Origin of the sequence: Azoarcus sp. PA01 (assembly GCA_001274695.2) — a bacterium.
In the GTDB taxonomy this organism is placed as follows: domain Bacteria; phylum Pseudomonadota; class Gammaproteobacteria; order Burkholderiales; family Rhodocyclaceae; genus Aromatoleum.
This window is the reverse complement of record LARU01000004.1, coordinates 728108-745129: the sequence shown is the minus strand read 5'-3', so window position 1 is coordinate 745129 and position 17022 is coordinate 728108. Positions and strand designations below refer to the sequence as shown.

Annotated in this window: 18 protein-coding genes; 15 read left to right on the top strand and 3 right to left on the bottom strand. The window is 65.6% G+C overall.

The window, feature by feature from the left end:
- Positions 1 to 24: 24 nt before the first annotated feature.
- Positions 25 to 150 (bottom strand): hypothetical protein, encoded by a 126-nt coding sequence (locus PA01_19125; protein KAI5912350.1) that lies wholly within the window; start codon positions 148 to 150, stop codon positions 25 to 27.
- A 186-nt stretch (positions 151 to 336) separates the two neighbouring features.
- On the opposite strand from PA01_19125, the gene PA01_15625 reads away from it, so the two are divergent.
- From PA01_15625 to PA01_15585, 10 genes are all read left to right on the top strand, one after another.
- On the top strand, positions 337 to 1104 hold the full coding sequence (locus PA01_15625) for a hypothetical protein (protein KON79874.1): 768 nt from the start codon (positions 337 to 339) through the stop codon (positions 1102 to 1104).
- Positions 1105 to 1587: 483 nt separating this feature from the next.
- A complete protein-coding gene (locus PA01_15620) occupies positions 1588 to 1890 on the top strand; it encodes a cytochrome c (protein ID KON80391.1) in 303 nt (100 codons plus the stop codon).
- A gap of 7 nt (positions 1891 to 1897) precedes the next feature.
- The gene (locus PA01_19120; protein KAI5912349.1) at positions 1898 to 2551 is read left to right on the top strand and encodes a hypothetical protein; all 654 of its coding nucleotides are present in this window, start codon (positions 1898 to 1900) and stop codon (positions 2549 to 2551) included.
- The gene (locus tag PA01_15610; GenBank protein ID KON79873.1) at positions 2548 to 4095 is read left to right on the top strand and encodes an FAD-binding oxidoreductase; all 1548 of its coding nucleotides are present in this window, start codon (positions 2548 to 2550) and stop codon (positions 4093 to 4095) included. Before PA01_19120 ends, PA01_15610 begins: the two co-directional genes overlap by 4 nt.
- An 8-nt stretch (positions 4096 to 4103) precedes the next feature.
- A complete protein-coding gene (locus PA01_19115; protein ID KAI5912348.1) occupies positions 4104 to 4868 on the top strand; it encodes an aldehyde dehydrogenase family protein in 765 nt (254 codons plus the stop codon).
- A gap of 2 nt (positions 4869 to 4870) precedes the next feature.
- Entirely contained in the window at positions 4871 to 5545 is a 675-nt protein-coding gene (locus PA01_19110) for an aldehyde dehydrogenase family protein (protein KAI5912347.1), read from the top strand.
- A gap of 79 nt (positions 5546 to 5624) precedes the next feature.
- On the top strand, positions 5625 to 6554 hold the full coding sequence (locus PA01_15600; GenBank protein KON80390.1) for a transporter: 930 nt from the start codon (positions 5625 to 5627) through the stop codon (positions 6552 to 6554).
- A gap of 592 nt (positions 6555 to 7146) precedes the next feature.
- The gene (locus tag PA01_19105; protein KAI5912346.1) at positions 7147 to 7725 is read left to right on the top strand and encodes a hypothetical protein; all 579 of its coding nucleotides are present in this window, start codon (positions 7147 to 7149) and stop codon (positions 7723 to 7725) included.
- Positions 7725 to 8123: a phage holin family protein gene (locus PA01_15590; protein KON79872.1), complete on the top strand. Its 399-nt coding sequence runs from the start codon at positions 7725 to 7727 to the stop codon at positions 8121 to 8123. The genes PA01_19105 and PA01_15590 overlap by 1 nt, the downstream gene beginning before the upstream one ends.
- Positions 8120 to 9304, top strand: a complete 1185-nt coding sequence (locus tag PA01_15585; GenBank protein ID KAI5912345.1) for a DUF3618 domain-containing protein — start codon at positions 8120 to 8122, stop codon at positions 9302 to 9304. Before PA01_15590 ends, PA01_15585 begins: the two co-directional genes overlap by 4 nt.
- Before the next feature lie 134 nt (positions 9305 to 9438).
- Here the strand turns inward: PA01_15585 and PA01_15580 are convergent, their stop codons facing one another.
- The gene (locus tag PA01_15580; GenBank protein KON79871.1) at positions 9439 to 9915 is read right to left on the bottom strand and encodes a MarR family transcriptional regulator; all 477 of its coding nucleotides are present in this window, start codon (positions 9913 to 9915) and stop codon (positions 9439 to 9441) included.
- 252 nt (positions 9916 to 10167) lie between these two features.
- On the opposite strand from PA01_15580, the gene PA01_15575 reads away from it, so the two are divergent.
- Positions 10168 to 10365: a YfhL family 4Fe-4S dicluster ferredoxin gene (locus PA01_15575; GenBank protein ID KON79870.1), complete on the top strand. Its 198-nt coding sequence runs from the start codon at positions 10168 to 10170 to the stop codon at positions 10363 to 10365.
- 171 nt (positions 10366 to 10536) lie between these two features.
- Here the strand turns inward: PA01_15575 and paaX are convergent, their stop codons facing one another.
- A complete protein-coding gene (gene paaX / locus PA01_15570; GenBank protein ID KON79869.1) occupies positions 10537 to 11493 on the bottom strand; it encodes a phenylacetic acid degradation operon negative regulatory protein PaaX in 957 nt (318 codons plus the stop codon).
- A 310-nt stretch (positions 11494 to 11803) separates the two neighbouring features.
- Here paaX and fdhD point away from each other — a divergent pair, with 310 nt between their 5' ends.
- From fdhD to PA01_15550, 4 genes are read left to right on the top strand one after another with little or no spacing between them, the layout of a single operon-like run.
- The gene (fdhD, locus tag PA01_15565; GenBank protein ID KON79868.1) at positions 11804 to 12625 is read left to right on the top strand and encodes a formate dehydrogenase accessory sulfurtransferase FdhD; all 822 of its coding nucleotides are present in this window, start codon (positions 11804 to 11806) and stop codon (positions 12623 to 12625) included.
- Positions 12626 to 12638: 13 nt separating this feature from the next.
- Entirely contained in the window at positions 12639 to 15395 is a 2757-nt protein-coding gene (locus tag PA01_15560) for a molybdopterin-dependent oxidoreductase (GenBank protein KON79867.1), read from the top strand.
- The gene (locus PA01_15555; GenBank protein ID KON79866.1) at positions 15392 to 16039 is read left to right on the top strand and encodes a 4Fe-4S dicluster domain-containing protein; all 648 of its coding nucleotides are present in this window, start codon (positions 15392 to 15394) and stop codon (positions 16037 to 16039) included. The genes PA01_15560 and PA01_15555 overlap by 4 nt, the downstream gene beginning before the upstream one ends.
- Positions 16040 to 16047: 8 nt before the next feature.
- Positions 16048 to 16959, top strand: a complete 912-nt coding sequence (locus PA01_15550) for a dimethyl sulfoxide reductase anchor subunit (protein ID KON80389.1) — start codon at positions 16048 to 16050, stop codon at positions 16957 to 16959.
- The last annotated feature ends 63 nt before the right edge of the window (positions 16960 to 17022 follow it).

The following is a 17022-nucleotide window of genomic DNA, read 5'->3' as shown; positions in this document are numbered from 1 at the left end:
CTTCCCGTGCCTGCGCCGTCGGGCTTAGCCGGTCTCATCGCCGACCATTTCAACGTCGCAGCTGTTCAAGCCAATTTCCCGCTGCCGCTGCATCGACGATTTCAGCGATGCAGGTCCCTTGCCCTGATGCGCCCGCAGCAAGAAGGCCACGGCGGATTCCGCCGTTACGTTGTCGAAAATTTTTACATCTGGCTGCCTCGAGCCTTCGTCTCGGTTTGTAATCTATTGAAACCAAATTAGATATTCGCCCTGGTCCGCAAAATGCATCGAAGGCTTGCAGCGGAGGTTGCGTGCATTCCTTGCGCAAATGAGTTCAGCGGGCCAAAGGGGGCGATCATGACATCGATTCTGTATACGTCGGGAATTGAACGGGATGCGAGGGAACAGTCGGCTGGAACGTTTTCCAACGGCGCAACAGCGTGCCTGGTGGCACTTATCGTGATGCTGGGGGGGGCGCTCCCGGCCGCCGACGCGATCGCTACACCCCTCGACGAATTCAAGGCGCGCTACGAGGACGGGACATTTCTTGCCCACGAGCCGGATTACGCCGCCCTTTATTCCAGATCGACTGACCGCACAATCGAAATCACCCACGTGCAGCAATTCGATGGTCGCATCGATGCCTGGTATTCCACCGCGATGCTCTACGATGGCCAGCCCTACGAGCAACGCGGCGTCATGTCCCTGTATATCGAAGATGGCAAAGTTGTACGCGAAGAACATGCCGCGATCGAATCCGAGGCAGTGATCGACCTTGCGATGGCCGGGCAGGCCGCCGATATCGGCACAACTGCGGCGGCACTCGGTATGGGATTTGCCGAAGGTAATCCGGCAGTGGCAGCACTCATCGGCACGCCAGCGGGCATCGTTACGGTCGTCGGGCTGAAGCTCGGGGCCGTGCAGTACGCCAATTCACGTGGCTTGGCCGAGTGTGTCACGGCGCGCTCGCTGCTCGGATCCATCGGCTGGGGCGCCGGAGCGTGGAACGTCGGCATGGTGGCGGCCGGTCCCGTTGCCGCGGTCGTGCTGGGAATTACATCGGCGTATGTGGCATGGAACCGCGTCGCTGCCGAATCACCCACCCGATGTATCACTGCTGTTTGATTCTCCGCTGATCGAGAATCCGGCACCTGCCGATCTTGTGGCCAGGGTGCCGGGTTTTCGCGTTTGCATCCTGCGCTCTGCAACGATGCTATAGAGGGTCGCCGGCGCCGGTTCCGCCGGCGCGGAGTTGCGGACGGTCGATTTAGTTCATCACGATGGGCTTGTGCTGCTTGCCCGCGCTATCCGCGTACCGCCGTTCGGTGAGAGGCTCCTGCGCACCGTTCTGTCGCAAAAACCGACACTGCCCGGATTTGCAACACTCTGCCGAAGACCCGCGCTGGCTGACAACGCGCGCGGCATAGGCACGGCGGGCCGGAAGATGTCCAGATTCCAGACACTCGCCCCGTTGCACCCTTCGCCCTGAACGATTCTCCAACCCACTGATAACAGTGGAAAATGTTCGTGTCGCTCATTACGGCACAGGCCTTGCTTTACTGCCTTTGCGGGAATGCCGCAGAGACGGGATACAGGGAGGAGAACGAGATGGGGGCCAACAGGTTGGCGTGTTTAGTTGTCGGTGCCGGCGCGATGCTCGGGGCGGCGGGTGTCGCTGCAGGGCAGTGGCGCGACGGAGCGCAGGTGTACGAGAAGGTCTGTGCGCATTGTCACGAGGCCAATGTCGGCCCCGTGCTCAAGGGCCGGCAGCTTCCGCAGGTGTACATCGAGCGCGTCGTGCGCCACGGCAATCGGGCGATGCCGAGTTTTCGGCCGAGCGAGATCGACGATACGGCCCTTGCCGAAGTGGCGCAGCTGATCGGCGCCAGCGCGCCGGCGGTGAAGGAGTAGATGCGCGATGGAGCGACGTGATTTCCTCAAGGGAGTACTGGGAGGCGGAGCGCTGGTCGGAGTGCCGCTCGGGCGCTTCGCAGCTGCAGCCGCGCCTGCCGATGTCGCGGCCGCAGTCCCGGTGACCCTCGTCAGTCAAGTGGATCTGCCTTTTGCGACGACGCTCGCCGCGCGGATCGCCGGCAGCCTGGAGGCGACGGGCTTGCGCGTTGCGCGGCGTGCGCTGCGCCGTGACGAGCTGGGCCGCTTCGCGAGCGTCATGGCGCTGCTCGATGATGCGCGCAACGGCCATCTGATCGGGGTCATGGACGATGCCTCGGCGCTGATCGTCCAGCAGCTCGCGGCTTCCCGCGGCGCGGCGTGCGTGATCCAGACGCATCACAGGGTGTCGAATGGGGCGGTGCGCAGTTGCTGCAGCGTTGCCGGCCTCGAATCGAACCTCGTCTGGTCTGACGGCATCGCGTTGCCGGCAGACCGCATCGGGCGCCTGTACGCACAGGCAGTCGGCCGCGGACGCACGCCCTCGTCGGGCCGCGCGGCCGCAGTTGCCGAAGACGCGTTCGCAAGCGCCAGAGGCGCTGGCGCGGCGAGCCTCGTGTCCTTCGTCCTCAATACATCGAGCATCGAACGACGTCCTACATCCACGGAGACAGCAGCATGAGTTCAAACGACAGGACATTGCCGAAAGGCGTGACGGCCGCAGATTTCGACAAGGCGATGCGGGAGATCCGCGCCATCGTCGGCGCCGAGCACGTGCTCGTCGATGAAGAGCCGCTCGCGCCGTACAACAAGATCATGATGCCGGTCGCCGATGCGCAGCACGCGCCGTCGGCGGCGGTCATGCCGGACGGCGTCGAAGAGATCCAGCGCATCGTGAAGGTCGCGAACACGTACCGCATTCCGGTCTATCCCGTCTCGACCGGCAAGAACATCGGCTACGGATCGGCGGCGCCCGTGCAGCGCGGCCAGATCGTCCTCGACCTGCGGCGCATGAACCGCATCCTCGACGTCGATGCGGAGCTGTGCACCGCGCTCGTCGAACCGGGTGTGACCTATCAGCAGCTCTACGACTACCTGCAGGAAAACAAGCTTCCGCTGTGGTTCTCGTGCCCGGCGCCGTCGGCGATCGCCGGTCCGGTCGGCAACATGGTCGATCGCGGCGTCGGCTACACGCCGTATGGCGAACATTTCATGTTCTCGTGCGGCATGGAAGTCGTGCTCGCCGACGGCGAAGTGCTGCGCACGGGCATGGGTGCGATGGAGAATTCGAACACCTGGCAGGTGTTCAAGTGGGGCTACGGCCCGACGCTCGACGGCATCTTCACGCAGTCGAACTACGGCATCGTCACCAAGATGGGGATGTGGCTGATGCCGGCGCCGCCGGATTTCCGCCCGTTCTGCATCCAGTACCCGAACGAAACCGACATCACCAAGATCGTCGATGCGCTGCGCCCGCTGCGTATCGCGATGGTGATCCCGAACGCCGTGGTGATCGCACACACGCTGTGGGAGGCGCCCTGCACGCCGGTCAAGCGCGCGGACTACTTCACCGGTCCGGGCGCGATCCCCGACGACGCGGTGCTGAAGATCCAGGCCGATCATGGCATCGGCGCATGGAACGTGTACGCCGGCCTTTACGGCACGAAGGAAACCAACGACGCGAACTGGAAGATCATCGAAGCGGTCGCCGCGGGCACCGGCGGCACGATCATCACCGAGGAAGCTTCGCGCGGCAGCCAGGCGCTGCAATATCGCTTCGACCTGATGAAGGGCAAGCCGAACCTCGGCGAGTTCGGCCTCTACAACTGGCGCGGCGGCGGGGGCTCCGTCTGGTTCGCGCCGGTGTCGCAGGCAAAAGGCACCGAGACGCTCAAGCAGATGAAGATGGCGAAGGAGATTCTCGGCAAGTACGGCTTCGACTACGTCGGCGAATTCATCGTCGGCTGGCGCGACATGCACCACGTCATCGATCTCCTGTACGACCGTTCGGACGAGACGCAGACGAAGAACGCCTACGCCTGCTACGACGAACTGCTGCATACGTTCGCGAACGAAGGCTACGGCATGTACCGCGCGAGCACCGCATTCGCCGAGAAGGTCGCAGCGACCTACGGGCCGGTCAAGCGCGACGTCGAAAAGCGCCTGAAGAAGGCGCTCGATCCGAACAACATCATCGCGCCGGGCCGGTGCGGCATCAGCCTCTAGGAGCAGACATGAAGGAATACAAGCTCTTCATCGACGGTGAATGGGTCGAGTCGTCGTCGGGCACGATCCTCGACGACTTCAATCCGGCGACCGGCGAAGTGTTCGGGCGCGTGCACCAGGCTTCGGCCGATGATCTGGAGCGCGCGATCGCGGCAGCGTACCGCGCGCGTGAAAGCTGGGGCGGCACGCTCGCGAACGAGCGCGAGGCGATCTTGATGCGTGCGGCGACGATCCTCGAGCAACGCATCCCGGAAGTCGCCGAGGTGCTGATCGACGAGGCCGGGTCGACCTTCGGCAAGGCGATGTTCGAAGCGTCGTTCGTCGTGAACCTGCTGCGCAGCGCCGCAGGCGAATGTCGGCGCATCACCGGCGAGACGATGCCGTCGGACAGCCCCGGCGTGTTCTCGATGAGCGTGCGCCGGCCGCTCGGGGTGATCGCGGGCATCGCGCCGTTCAACTTCCCGTTCCTCCTCGCGACGAAGAAAGTCGCGCTCGCGCTTGCCGCCGGCAACACCTTCATCCTGAAGCCGGCGAGCTACACGCCGGTCACCGGGCTCAAGATCGCCGAGATCTTCGAGGCCGCCGGCCTGCCGAAAGGCGTGCTCAACGTCGTGCCGGTGCAAGGCTCGGTGCTCGGCAACACGTTCGTCGCCGATCCGCGCATCCGCATGATCACGTTCACCGGCTCGACCGAAGTCGGGCGGGAGCTGTCGGCCGAGGCCGGCAAGCACTTCAAGCGCATCACGCTGGAGCTCGGGGAAAAAGCCCGCTGATCGTGCTAAAGGACGCCGACGTCGATTACGCAGTCGATGCCGCCGCGTTCGGCATCTTCCTGCACCAGGGGCAGGTGTGCATGGCGAACTCGCGCCTGATCGTCGAGGCGCCGATCTTCGACGCGTTCTGCGAAAAGCTGACCGCCAAAATCAAGGGGTTCCAGGTCGGCGATCCGCACGATCCGCAGACCGTGATCGGCCCGCTGATCGATCGCAAGCAGTGCCGCGTGCTCGACGGCCACGTCGCCGATGCGGTCGCGAAAGGCGCGAAGCTGCTCACCGGTGGCAGGAGCGAAGGCGCTTTCTACCAGCCGACGATCCTTGCCGGCGTGACGCCGGACATGCTGGTGTTCCGCGAAGAGAGTTTCGGCCCGGCGGTATCGGTGATCCGCGCCGAGGACAGCGAAGCGGCGCTCGCGCTCGCGAACGACTCGTGCTACGGCCTCTCGTCGGGCCTGATCACGAACGACCTGCAGAAAGCGTTCGACCTGTCGCTGCGGCTCGAAGCCGGGATGGTGCACATCAACGACTCGTCGATCATGGACGAGCCGCATGTGCCGTTCGGCGGCGTCAAGGACAGCGGTTTCGGACGCGAGGGCGGGCATCACTCGATGGACGAGATGACCGAGCTCAAGTGGGTCACCGTGCAGCTGGGGCAGCGGCAGTTCCCGTTCTGATGCGGCCCGGATTCCGCGCTGCGCCCCGCTGCGCAGTGCGGAACGGTTGTTGCGGAAAATCGAATATCAGGGAGAAAACATGAAGGTAAATCAAATGGCCGTGGCCGCCGTGCTGGCGGCCCTGGTGGCAGGCAATGCGATGGCGAAGGAGGGGGGCGACCAGTACCCGAACGGCGCGGAAAACTGGCTGGCCGGTGCAGTGCCCCCGCCCGGCAACTACTTCCTCAATTACTTCGGCTATTACGACGCCGAGCTGCGCGACGGCGACGGCGACAAGGTGCCGAACACGTCGGTGCGCGCCTGGTTCGACGCGCTGCGCTTCATCAAGATGACCGACACGAAGATTCTCGGCGGTGACTGGGGCATGCACCTGATCGTGCCGGTCGTCAACCAGGAGGTGAAGCTCGGCGGGCGCAGCGCGTCGGAGACCGACCTCGGCGACATCACGATCAACCCGATCATCGTCGCGTGGCATACGCCGAACCTGCACTGGACCGTCGCGCTCGACTTCAACTTGCCGAGCGGCAAGTACAAGTCCGGCGATCCGCGCAAGAGCATCGGCACGAACTACTGGAGCATCGAGCCGATCTTCGCGATGACGTGGCTGTCGGACTCGGGCTGGGAGGTGTCCGGCAAGTTCATGTACAACATCAAGTCGAAGAACAAGGACTTCCGCCCGGCACCTGGCGCGCCGAAGATGGATTACGAGTCCGGGGACGACTTTCACATGGACTACGTCGTCGGAAAGCACATCGGCCCGTGGGCGGTGGGGCTGTCCGGCTACTACCTGAAGCAGACGACCGACGACAAGCTCGAAGGCAGGAAGATCTCGTCGGCGCTCGGGCCGTGGTCGTCCGGGCGGCGGGGCGAAGTGTTCGCGATCGGCCCGAGCGTGAGCTACACGAGCAAGACCGGGACGATGTTCATCGCCCAGTGGCAGCATGAAACGGAAGCGGAGAATCGATTCCGCGGCGACAAGGCGTGGTTCAAGGCCGTGCTGCCGTTGTAGGTGCCGCGATTCGTTGGTGAACATCTCGCTCCTTCGCCAACTCCGCAACGGGGCTGGAAAAGCCGCGGAATCAGATCCAGCTGCCCGGCGTTATTGCCGACCCGACAACAAGATTCCGTTCGGGCCAGGCTTGTCGAAGCCCCGGCAGCCCTTCTACAAGCAAGAGGCGAGCGGCTGTATTTGATTGCCGGATTCGTAACGCCCGCGACTACCCCAGCCTGCGCGTCGGACAAATCTTCCCCAGCAAACCGCGCTGGTCCCACTGTCCTTCCTCGTTCACCGGCGAGCCTTCCATAGAAGGCACAGCGATTGCCTGTCTTCGCCGTGATGGCCGGGCCACTGCTCTGGCCATGAATGGACTGCAATCAAGTGAGAGGAGGCGACGATGAATACGAACAATCCTGACATCCCCGGCGCGGGCGACGCGTTTCGCATGTCGACCGGCGGCACTGCGGCAGGGCCGTCGGCCGCAGGGGTCGCGGCCGGTGTCGGCACAGCAATGGAAGTGGGCACGCCGGGCGACACGAGTACCGGCAGGGGCAACGCTTCGGGTGACGGAGGCGAGGGCGGGCGCGGCCGGCCGGAGCGGGAGATGCGGCGCGAAGCGAAACATCTCGCCGAGTCGCTGTTCGACAGCCAGAAAAGCGGCGTCGCGAAGGGCGCGGTCGGTCTCGCCCGGGCATTGCGGCGTGCCGGCGACGAGCTTGAGCACCAGGAGCAGCAGAGCGTCGGCCACTACGTCGACTGGGCTGCGGACCGGCTGGAAGGTTTTGCGCGCTCGATGGAGCACAAGAAGGTCGACGGCCTCATCTCGGATGCGCAGGACCTCGCGCGCAGGCAGCCGGCGCTGTTTCTCGGCGGCGCGGTGGTCCTGGGGTTCGGGCTTGCGCGAATGTTGAAGAGTTCCGCGCGGCGGCCGCACGAACAGGAGCGCGCCGGCGAGCGGGATCACGGGAGCGACTTCGGGCGCTATCAAGGGCGCGCCGGTTTCGAACAGGACGACGCAAACGTCCCGATTGCCGCGCACGCACCCGCGACAGAACATCCGTCCGGCACAGGTCATTCGACCAATCCGCTCGATCGCACCGTCTCTGGCGCAGATCCCTCGGTCGGTACCGTCGTCACCCCGGGCGAACGGGAACCCAAGCTGCCGGCTGGAGGGCCAGTGTGATGGACATCAACAAGGAAACTCGCAGCCTGCCCGAACTCTTCACCGATCTGATGCGTGAAACCTCGACGCTCGTGCGCAAGGAGATTGATCTCGCGAAGGCGGAGATGAGCGAAAAGATTTCGCAGACGACGTCCGCGCTAACCTCGCTCGCGGTGGGTGGGGTCGTCGCGTTCGCCGGCGTGCTGGTGCTGCTCGACGGCATTGCGCGCGCGATCGCCGTGTTCGCCGACATCGGCCTGTGGGCGGCTGCGCTGCTCGTCGGCGTCATCGTCCTCGTCATCGGACTGGTGATGCTGAATCGCGGCCGCCACAACCTCGACGCCCGCAACCTCGTGCTGCGGCGCACCGCGCAATCGCTGCGCAGGGACAAGGAATTCGTGAAGGAGCAGACGAGATGAACACAGACGATCCCAGGAATGCCACCTACCGGCAGCCGCAGCAGTATCTCGACGAGGGGCAGACGCGCGTGCCCGATGCGAGGATGACGTCCGACCGTAGCCCGGAAGAGATCGAGGCCGAGATCGCAGCGGAGCGCGCACGGATGGGCGACACGCTCGAGGCGATCCAGCGCCGGCTGTCGCCGGGGCAATTGCTCGACCAGGTGCTCGACTACACGAAGCGCGGGTCGGGCGATTACGTGGCGAATCTCGGCGCCAGCGTCAGGGACAACCCGCTGCCGGCAACACTCGTCGCGGTCGGCCTCGCGTGGCTGATGGCCTCGGGAACGGGCACGCATATGCGCAGTGCAGAGCACATCGCTCGCCCGAGGACTGCCGACGACGAGTCCTCGACCGGACGGATCAAGGGGGCGGCCGAGCGTGCGAGTTCGGCGATGAGCGACGTGGTCCATCGCATCGGCGACGCCGCGCGCAGCGTCAGGGAAAGTGTCAGTGGCGCGGCTCACGGCGCGCGAGAAAGCGTCGAGCACGCACGCGAATCCGGATCGCACGCCGGCGAGCGGATGCGCGAACAGGGCCGCCACGCGCGCGATTCGGCCAAGCATTACGCGGAGCGCGCCGCCAGCGGTTGGAGCTATATGGCCACCGAGCAGCCGCTCGTGCTCGGCGCCATCGGGGTGGCAATCGGCGCCGCGCTAGGTGCGGGACTGCCGCCGACGCGGCGTGAAGACGAACTGCTCGGTGAATACCGTGATGACCTCGTCGATCGCGCCACGGAGACCGGCAAGGAGCAACTGGAGCGTGGCAAGCGGGTCGCTACGGCCGCGGTGGCCGCCGCCGCGTCCGAGGTCGATCGCGACGGGCGGTCAGCCGAGACAGGGGACGACCAGACCGCTGCGAGGACCGGCGGCATGGAGGCAGCGGCCAAGGCGGCCGCTGCTGCCGCCAGGGAAGAGGCCGAGCGGCAGGGGATCATCCATTCCCGTTCGGGGTCGGCGATGAACTCGGGGACGGCCGAGGGCGGGCAGGCGAGCTCGACGTCGGGCGCGAGTGGAAGCGTGAGCGGCTCTTCGAACGCGACGACCGGGTCGCCGTCCGCCCAAGGGACGAGCCCCGCCGGCGCGAGCGCCTCCGCCTCTGGCGCGACTCCAGCGTCCACGAAGTCGCCGGGTACCAGGTAGCACAGCTGGTCGCTAGCGAACCGGGCGGGCGCAAGAAACCGGAGTCCGCCGCGAACGATGATGCGACGCGCGACGGCGAGGCGAGTCAAGACGCCTCTCCGGCGTTTTTGCAGAAGCTTTCCGCCGAATCCGGCTTAGGTGCGCGGCTGCGTCAGACGCTGTTCTGGAAAAATCTTTTGCAGCAGCCTCACCAGCGTGACGCGCTCCTCTTCGGACAGGTGCTCGACGAGCCGTTTCTCGTGTTCGCCGACGCGGCGCTTGAGTTTTTTCAGCAGCGCGACTCCGTCCGGAGTGAGCACCAGCGCGTTCGAACGACGGTCGTTTTCGGCCGGGCGTCGTTCGACGAGGCCGCGGCGTTCGAGATTGTCGATCACCGAAACCACCGTCGAGCGGTCGAGGTGCGCGGCGCGCGCAAGTTCGCTCTGCTTCAGCCCGGGGTTCGCGTCGATGATGACGATGACGCCGAACAGTCCGGGCGTGACGTCGAACTCGCCGAGCGCAGCGGCGAAATCGCGAAAGATCGCGATCTGTGCAAGCCGCAGCTGATAACCGGCCAGGCTGGGCAGAATGCCGAAATCGAGGCCTTTGTCTGCGGATGTCTTCTTTTTCATGTCCATTCCGGGCTTGGCGTCACAGGCGCCACTCAGGTTCCAAGGGCGAATGCTACCGTAGATCGGCTCCGCGTTGAACTGCGCCTATATTGTTAGAAGTCAAACAGTTTGACTTGGAGCAATATGGATGTTACCGTTCGGCCATCGGAATGCTGGCGATAGCCGGAAGGGTGCCTCCCGCCGACGCACCCTTCGGGCCAACCCGGGCCGAATCACCATGGACCCAAGCATACAAACCAGGAGAAAGCGGCAATGGCCTTGATGATCAACGATGACTGCATCAGCTGCGATGTGTGCGTTCCGGAATGCCCGAACGACGCAATCGCGACCGGCGACGACATTTTCGTCATCGATGCCGGCAAGTGCACGGAATGTGTCGGCTACTTCGACTCGCCGCAATGCATCGACGTCTGTCCGGTCGATGCCATCGTGCCGCTGGTCGCTGCGTAGCGCCTTTTCTGCTGTTCTCCGAACGGGGCGGCCGATCGGAGGGCGGAGAGGGCAGCTAGGCATGATACAAACAAAAGGCGCGAAAGCGCTTTTTGTGTATCATTAACGCATTGTGGATTGATTGACCAGAAACGGTTTCACTGCCAGCAGTCAGCGTCGATGCATCCTGCGCTACCGCTGCTCGGCCATTTCGCGGTAGGTGGTGTCTGCGAGGCCGCCGAAACGTTCGTAGAAGTACGGCGCGGCGGGCGGCAGCGGGCCGTTGGGCGTCTTGCATGTCGCCATCAGGTGCTGCTGGGCGAGGCGGTAGGTGATGCGATAAATGTCGCGGCACACTTCGCGGGCCACCGAACCGCTCCAGTCGGCAGGCATCAGCTGGTCCGGCAGGAGCGGGTCGTGCAGCAGGGCGCGCCGGAAATCGTGCATCGTCAGGGTCTGCACGAGAAAGCATTGTTCCGGATCCAGGTCGCGAGCCGTGCGCAGCGCCCGCAACACCGGCCGCAGCCGGTCCGCGAACTCCCGGTAGGTCGCACCGATTGCTTCCAGATTCCAGCATTCGCGCGCCAGATCCTGCAGCGGGCGGTTCGACAGCGCGCCTAGATTGGTGGCGGTCATTGGCACGACCTTGTCGTGGGTGCCGGTCTCCTGGAGGATTTCCAGCAGGGTTTCAGTGTCCGCCGACGGGTGCGCGAGCACGCCCGGGGCGACCGTTCCGTAACCCGCCCACGACAGTTCCTTGCGCAGCGCGTCGCGTTGCGGCGCGGCCAGCGTCGACGGCAGGATCACGATCTGCCATTCGCCGTTCCACGGCAGCTGCCGTGCGTCGTAAATCCGGCGGTAGGCGTGTTCGAACCGCCGCCGGCCGGAGGCGGTGAGGCTGTAATAGCTGTTGCGTCCGATCTGCTCGGAAACCAGCCACTTGTCCTGCGCCAGGCGATAGACGCTGGTGCGCACCATTCTCTCGTTCAGGCCCAGCGGCTCGACCAGCCGTATGAAGCTGCCGAGCCATACGGTTCCGCCGTGCGGGGCGATGAAGTCTCCGTAGATGGTGATGATCAGCGAGTTCGCGCGTACGCGGCGTTCCGCCAGGTAGTCGTTGATCCACTGCGTAATGAACCGGCTCTTCATTGTCGTGAACGTGTTTCTCTGAGGGAGGGTTATTTCGTTATTGAATTGAATGCTGATTGATTCTAGCGCCGCTCGGGCGATTTAAGAACAGAAGGGACGTGATTCGGACGGCGGACTTCGACCGCCGGAGCGCAAAATGCGAGCTTCGCTGGCGCGACGCGGAATGATGCATCGCACCATGAAATGGTGGATGAAAAACGATACAAATATATTGACTTCTATCGGACGAATTTGTATCGTTACGGTCAAGTGAAGAGGCTGATTCGCCAATCTCGGCGGATCGGGGTGAAACCGGTTGGCGGGGTGAGCGATGCGGCACGATTCGGATTCGATCGCAGATTCGCACGGCAGGGTAGGGGTGGAGCGCTGGGTTGGCGCCGACGCCACCTGCGAAGAAGACCTGGTTGCCGAAGAAGTCCCTGCCGCGCTCGTGTACAACGGCTTTTCCCACGCCGTAATGATGACCACCCCTCAGGACCTCGAAGACTTCGCGCTTGGCTTCAGCCTCAGCGAAGGCATCATCGACGAGGCCCGTGAGCTCTACGATATCGAAGTTGTTGACCACCCCCAGGGCAGCGAAGTGCAGATGCGCATCGCGGGCGAACGTTTCGCGGGGCTGCGCCAGCGTCGCCGCGCGATGGCCGGGCGCACCGGCTGCGGACTGTGCGGCATCGAGAGCCTGGAGCAGATCGCCGGGCGCCGGCTCGGCACGGTGGATGCGGGCCGCGGCGCGCTGCAGGCCGGCGCATTGTCCCGGGCACAGGCCGAGCTGCACGCGCGCCAGCACCTGTTCCACCTGACCGGCGCAGTGCATGCAGCGGCGTGGTGCGGCCTGGACGGCGCGGTCGAGCTCGTGCGCGAGGACGTCGGCCGGCACAACGCGCTCGACAAGCTGATCGGGGCGGTTGCTGCCAGCGGCGGCGCGTTCGGCGACGGTTTCGTGCTGATGACGAGCCGCGCGAGCTACGAGATCGTGCAGAAGGCCGCGGCGGTGGGCATCGCAGTCGTCGCGGCCGTGTCGGCCCCGACCGGCATGGCGGTGCGCCTGGCCGAAGCGGCCGGGGTCACATTGATCGGGTTTGCACGCGGCGAGCGCCACAGCGTGTATTCGCACCCGCAACGCATTCATTGAGGTGAGGAACAACATGACGCTTGCCCCCAAGCCGCAGTCGGTCGCCAAAGTCGCGAGCTACTGCTACAACTGCGTCGCCGGCCCGGACTTCATGACGGTCAAGGTCGTCGATGGCGTCGCGACCGAAATCGAGCCGAACTTCGCCGCCGAGGACGTGCATCCGGCGCGCGGACGCGTGTGCGTGAAAGCCTACGGGCTCGTGCAGAAGACCTACAACCCGCACCGCGTGCTGCAGCCGATGAAGCGCACGAACCCGAAGAAAGGGCGCAACGAGGATCCGGGCTTCGTGCCGGTGTCGTGGGACGAGGCGCTGGATCTCGTCGCCGCGAAGCTCACCGCGACGCGCGAAAAAGGGGTGACGGACGAAGCGGGCCTGCCGCGCTTGGCGGCGAGCTTCGGCCACGGCGGCACGCCGGCGATGTACATGGGGACGTTCCCGGCCTTTCTTTCCGCGTGGGGTCCGATCGACTTCAGCTTCGGCTCGGGCCAGGGCGTCAAGTGCGTGCACTCCGAGCACCTGTACGGCGAGTTCTGGCACCGCGCGTTCACCGTCGCGGCCGACACGCCGCTCGCCGACTACGTGATCTCGATCGGCTCGAACGTCGAAGCTTCCGGCGGCCCGTGCGCGGTGACGCGCCACGCCGGAGCGCGGGTGCGCGGCTACAAGCGCGTGCAGGTCGAGCCGCACCTGTCGGTGACCGGGGCCTGTTCGGCCGAATGGGTGCCGATCCGGCCGAAGACCGACCCGGCGTTCATGTTCGCGCTGATCCACGTGCTGGTGTGCGAACACGGCCTCGCCGAGCTCGACGTGGCGTTCCTGCGCGATCGCACCTCGTCGCCGTATCTCGTCGGCCCCGACGGGTTGTACCTGCGCGACGCCGCAAGCGCCAAGCCGCTGCTGTGGGACGAGAGAACCGGGCGTGCCGTGCCGTTCGACACGCCGGGCGCGGTGCCGGCAGTGGCCGGATCCTTTGCTGTCGCCGGTGCCGTGAGCGTCGACGCCGACGACGTGCGGTGCGAGATGGGCGCGGTCGAAGGCAAGACCGCGTACACGATGCTCGTCGAGCACATGAAGAAATACACGCCGGAATGGGCGGCAGGCGTGAGCGACGTGCCGGCCGAGACAATCCGGCGCATCGCCAACGAATACCTCGAAGCGGCCTCGATCGGTGCGACGATCGACATCGACGGCCACACCTTGCCGCTGCGCCCGGTCGCGGTGACACTCGGCAAGTCGGTCAACAACGGCTGGGGCGCGTTCGAATGCTGCTGGGCGCGGACGCTTCTTGCGACCCTCGTCGGCGCGCTCGAGAACCCCGGTGGCACGCTCGGCACGACGGTGCGGCTGAACCGCCCGCACGATGACCGTCACGTTAGCGTCAAGGCCGGCGAAGACGGCTTCATGGCGCAGAATTTCAACCCGACCGACAAGGAACACTGGGTGTCGACGCCGACCGGGCGCAACGCGCACCGCACGCTCGTGCCGATCGTCGGCAACAGCGCGTGGAGCCAGGCGCTGGGCCCGACGCAACTGGCGTGGATGCACCTGCGCGAAGTGCCGAGCGACTGGTCGATGCCGGTGCCGACGCTGCCCGACGTGTGGTTCGTCTATCGCTCGAACCCGGCGATCTCGTTCTGGGACACGCCGACGCTGGTCGACACGATCGCGACGTTCCCGTTCACGGTGTGCTTCGCCTACACCGTCGATGAAACCAACTGGATGGCCGACGTGCTGCTGCCGGAAGCGACCGACCTCGAGTCGCTGCAGATGATCAAGGTCGGCGGCACGAAGTTCGTCGAGCAGTTCTGGGAGCACCGCGGCGTCGTGCTGCGCCAGCCCGCAGTGGCGCCGCAGGGCGAGGCGCGCGACTTCACGTGGATCAGCACGGAGCTCGCCAAGCGCACCGGGCTGCTCGAAGGCTACAACGCCGCGCTCAACCGCGGCGCCGGAGGTGGCGCGCCGTTGAAAGGCGAGCACTACGACCATTCGCTTGACCTGAGCCAGGAACATGGCGTCGAGCCGATCTGGGACGCGATCTGCAAGGCTTCGTCGGCGAGCCTGTCGAATGGCGCCGAGACGCACGACCTCGAATGGTTCAAGGAGCACGGCTTCTACACCGTGCCGATGTCGAAGCTCGACTGGTACCTGACGCCGACGCTGGAAAAGCACGGGCTGCGCTACGAGATGCCGTACCAGGAGCGGCTGTTGCGGATCGGCCGCGAGCTCGGCAACCGGCTGCACGAGCAGAAGATGCACTGGTGGGACGCGCAGCTCTCCGAATACACGGCGCTGCCCGAGTGGCACGACGTGCCCGGGCGCTGGACCGAGCAGCTCGTCAATGTCGGCGCCAACCCGGACGACTTCCCGCTGTGGCTGCTCGCGACCAAGAGCATGCAGTACCACACCGGCGGCAACGTCTCGATCGCGCTGATGCGTGAAGTGTCGCAGAACGTGCGCGGCCACACCGGCGTGATCATCAACGCGAAGACTGCGAAGAGCCTCGGCATCCAGGACGGCGACCGCGTCGAGATCCGCTCGCACATCGGCGCGACCTACGGCGACGCAGTGCTCGCGCAGGGCGTGCGCCCGGACACCTTGGTGATCCTTGGCCAGTTCGATCACTGGGCGACCCCTTTCGCCAAGGATTTCGGCATGCCGAGCCTCAACACGATCGCGCCGATGTCGCTCGAATTGACCGATGCGACCGGCTCGGGCTCGGACATCGTGCGTGTTGCAGTGCGCAAGGTTGCTGCCAAGGAGACTGTATGACCCGCTACGTGATGGCCATCGATCTGCGCCGCTGTGTCGGCTGCCAGACCTGTACCGCGGCGTGCAAGAACGCCAACGCGACCCCGCCGGGCGTGCAGTGGCGCCGCGTGCTCGATCTCGAGACGGGCGAATTTCCCGACGTGCGCCGCAGCTTTGTGCCGGTTGCGTGCATGCATTGCGACGAACCGCCGTGCGAGGAAGTGTGCCCGACCACCGCGACGAAAAAGCGCGCCGACGGGCTGGTCACCATCGACTACGACACCTGCATCGGCTGCGCGAACTGCGTGATGGCCTGTCCGTACGAGGCGCGCTCGATCGTGCACGAGGCGAAGTTCGCTTACGGCGACACGCCGATCAAGTCCGAGGAAGTGCGCTTCGACCCGGCGCGGATCGGCGTGTCGATGAAATGCACGTTCTGTGTCGATCGCATCGACGAGGCGGCGCGCACCGGCCAAGTGCCCGGGCGCGACCCCGAAGTCACGCCGGCGTGCGTCAATTCGTGCATCTCGGGGGCGATGAGCTTCGGCGATATCGACGACCCCAACAGCAACGTCAGCCGGCTCCTGGCCGAGACGCAATCGTTTCGCATGCACGAGGAGCTCGGCACGGGCCCCGGCGTGTATTACATCTGGGACAAGGGGTGAAGGCCGCGATGAAAGCGAAGACCTTGAAGGCGGGCGACCGGATCGGTCCGCGCCAGCAGCACAACTGGGACTGGCGCGCGGCGTCGAACTTCATCGCCGGCGGCGCGGGCGGCGGAGTGCTGTTCTTTGCCGCGTTGGCGAGCCTCGCCGGCACCGACGTTCGCGCCCTGCTGCTCGGCGGGATGGCGCTGATCGGCGCGGGACTCACCTGCGTGTGGTTCGAGATCGGCAAGCCGTGGCGTGCGTTGAATGTCTACCGGCATCTGGCCACGTCGTGGATGACCCGCGAAGCGGCGGTGGCGCCGCTGGTGTTTGTCTGTGGTGCGCTTGCGCTGTTCACCGCAGACACCCTGTTCGTGCTGCTGACGGGCGTGTTCGGCGCCGCTTTCGTCTATGCCCAGGCACGCATTCTGTCCGCCGACAAGGGGATCCCGGCGTGGCGCCATCCGCGCTGCCGGCCGATGCTGGTCGCGACCGGTTTCGCTGAAGGCGCGGCGCTGGTGGCGGTGGCTTCCCCGTTCGTGATGACGAGCGCGGCGGGCCAGGTCGGAGTCGCCGCGGTGACGCTCGGGCTGCTGCTGGTTCGTGCCCTGCTGTGGCGCAGCTACCTCGCGGGGCTACGCGCGGACGGGGCGCCGGAAGGCAGCCTGCGCGCGCTCGCGGCGGTCGATGGGCAGTTCCTGAAGTTCGGCAACCTGCTTCCCGCAGCACTGCTGCTGGTTGCGGCGCTCGGCGCACCGCTGGCGGGCTTCGCGCTGATTCCGGCCGGACTGATCGCGGTCGGCGGCGGCTGGCTCGTCAAATACACGCTGGTGCGCCGCGCCGCCTTCACGCAGGGTTTCGCGTTGCCGCACCTGCCGGTGCGCGGCCGCGGCCCCGCTGGCGCCGCGGTGAAACCGGGCTGGGGCGGAGCCGGCTGAACGGCCGGGGCCGGTCCCCGACCCGCGAAGCCAAACGAAGCAAACGACAGGGGCCGGGCCAGC

What these genes read in the sequence shown, in the direction of transcription:
- PA01_15625 (KON79874.1), top strand. Translation starts at nt 337, where the DNA reads ATGACATCGATTCTGTATACGTCGGGAATTGAACGGGATGCGAGGGAA.
- PA01_15620 (KON80391.1), top strand. Translation starts at nt 1,588, where the DNA reads ATGGGGGCCAACAGGTTGGCGTGTTTAGTTGTCGGTGCCGGCGCGATG.
- PA01_19120 (KAI5912349.1), top strand. Translation starts at nt 1,898, where the DNA reads ATGGAGCGACGTGATTTCCTCAAGGGAGTACTGGGAGGCGGAGCGCTG.
- PA01_15610 (KON79873.1), top strand. Translation starts at nt 2,548, where the DNA reads ATGAGTTCAAACGACAGGACATTGCCGAAAGGCGTGACGGCCGCAGAT.
- PA01_19115 (KAI5912348.1), top strand. Translation starts at nt 4,104, where the DNA reads ATGAAGGAATACAAGCTCTTCATCGACGGTGAATGGGTCGAGTCGTCG.
- PA01_15600 (KON80390.1), top strand. Translation starts at nt 5,625, where the DNA reads ATGAAGGTAAATCAAATGGCCGTGGCCGCCGTGCTGGCGGCCCTGGTG.
- PA01_19105 (KAI5912346.1), top strand. Translation starts at nt 7,147, where the DNA reads ATGCGGCGCGAAGCGAAACATCTCGCCGAGTCGCTGTTCGACAGCCAG.
- PA01_15590 (KON79872.1), top strand. Translation starts at nt 7,725, where the DNA reads ATGGACATCAACAAGGAAACTCGCAGCCTGCCCGAACTCTTCACCGAT.
- PA01_15585 (KAI5912345.1), top strand. Translation starts at nt 8,120, where the DNA reads ATGAACACAGACGATCCCAGGAATGCCACCTACCGGCAGCCGCAGCAG.
- PA01_15580 (KON79871.1), bottom strand. Translation starts at nt 9,915, where the DNA reads ATGAAAAAGAAGACATCCGCAGACAAAGGCCTCGATTTCGGCATTCTG.
- PA01_15575 (KON79870.1), top strand. Translation starts at nt 10,168, where the DNA reads ATGGCCTTGATGATCAACGATGACTGCATCAGCTGCGATGTGTGCGTT.
- paaX (KON79869.1), bottom strand. Translation starts at nt 11,493, where the DNA reads ATGAAGAGCCGGTTCATTACGCAGTGGATCAACGACTACCTGGCGGAA.
- fdhD (KON79868.1), top strand. Translation starts at nt 11,804, where the DNA reads ATGCGGCACGATTCGGATTCGATCGCAGATTCGCACGGCAGGGTAGGG.
- PA01_15560 (KON79867.1), top strand. Translation starts at nt 12,639, where the DNA reads ATGACGCTTGCCCCCAAGCCGCAGTCGGTCGCCAAAGTCGCGAGCTAC.
- PA01_15555 (KON79866.1), top strand. Translation starts at nt 15,392, where the DNA reads ATGACCCGCTACGTGATGGCCATCGATCTGCGCCGCTGTGTCGGCTGC.
- PA01_15550 (KON80389.1), top strand. Translation starts at nt 16,048, where the DNA reads ATGAAAGCGAAGACCTTGAAGGCGGGCGACCGGATCGGTCCGCGCCAG.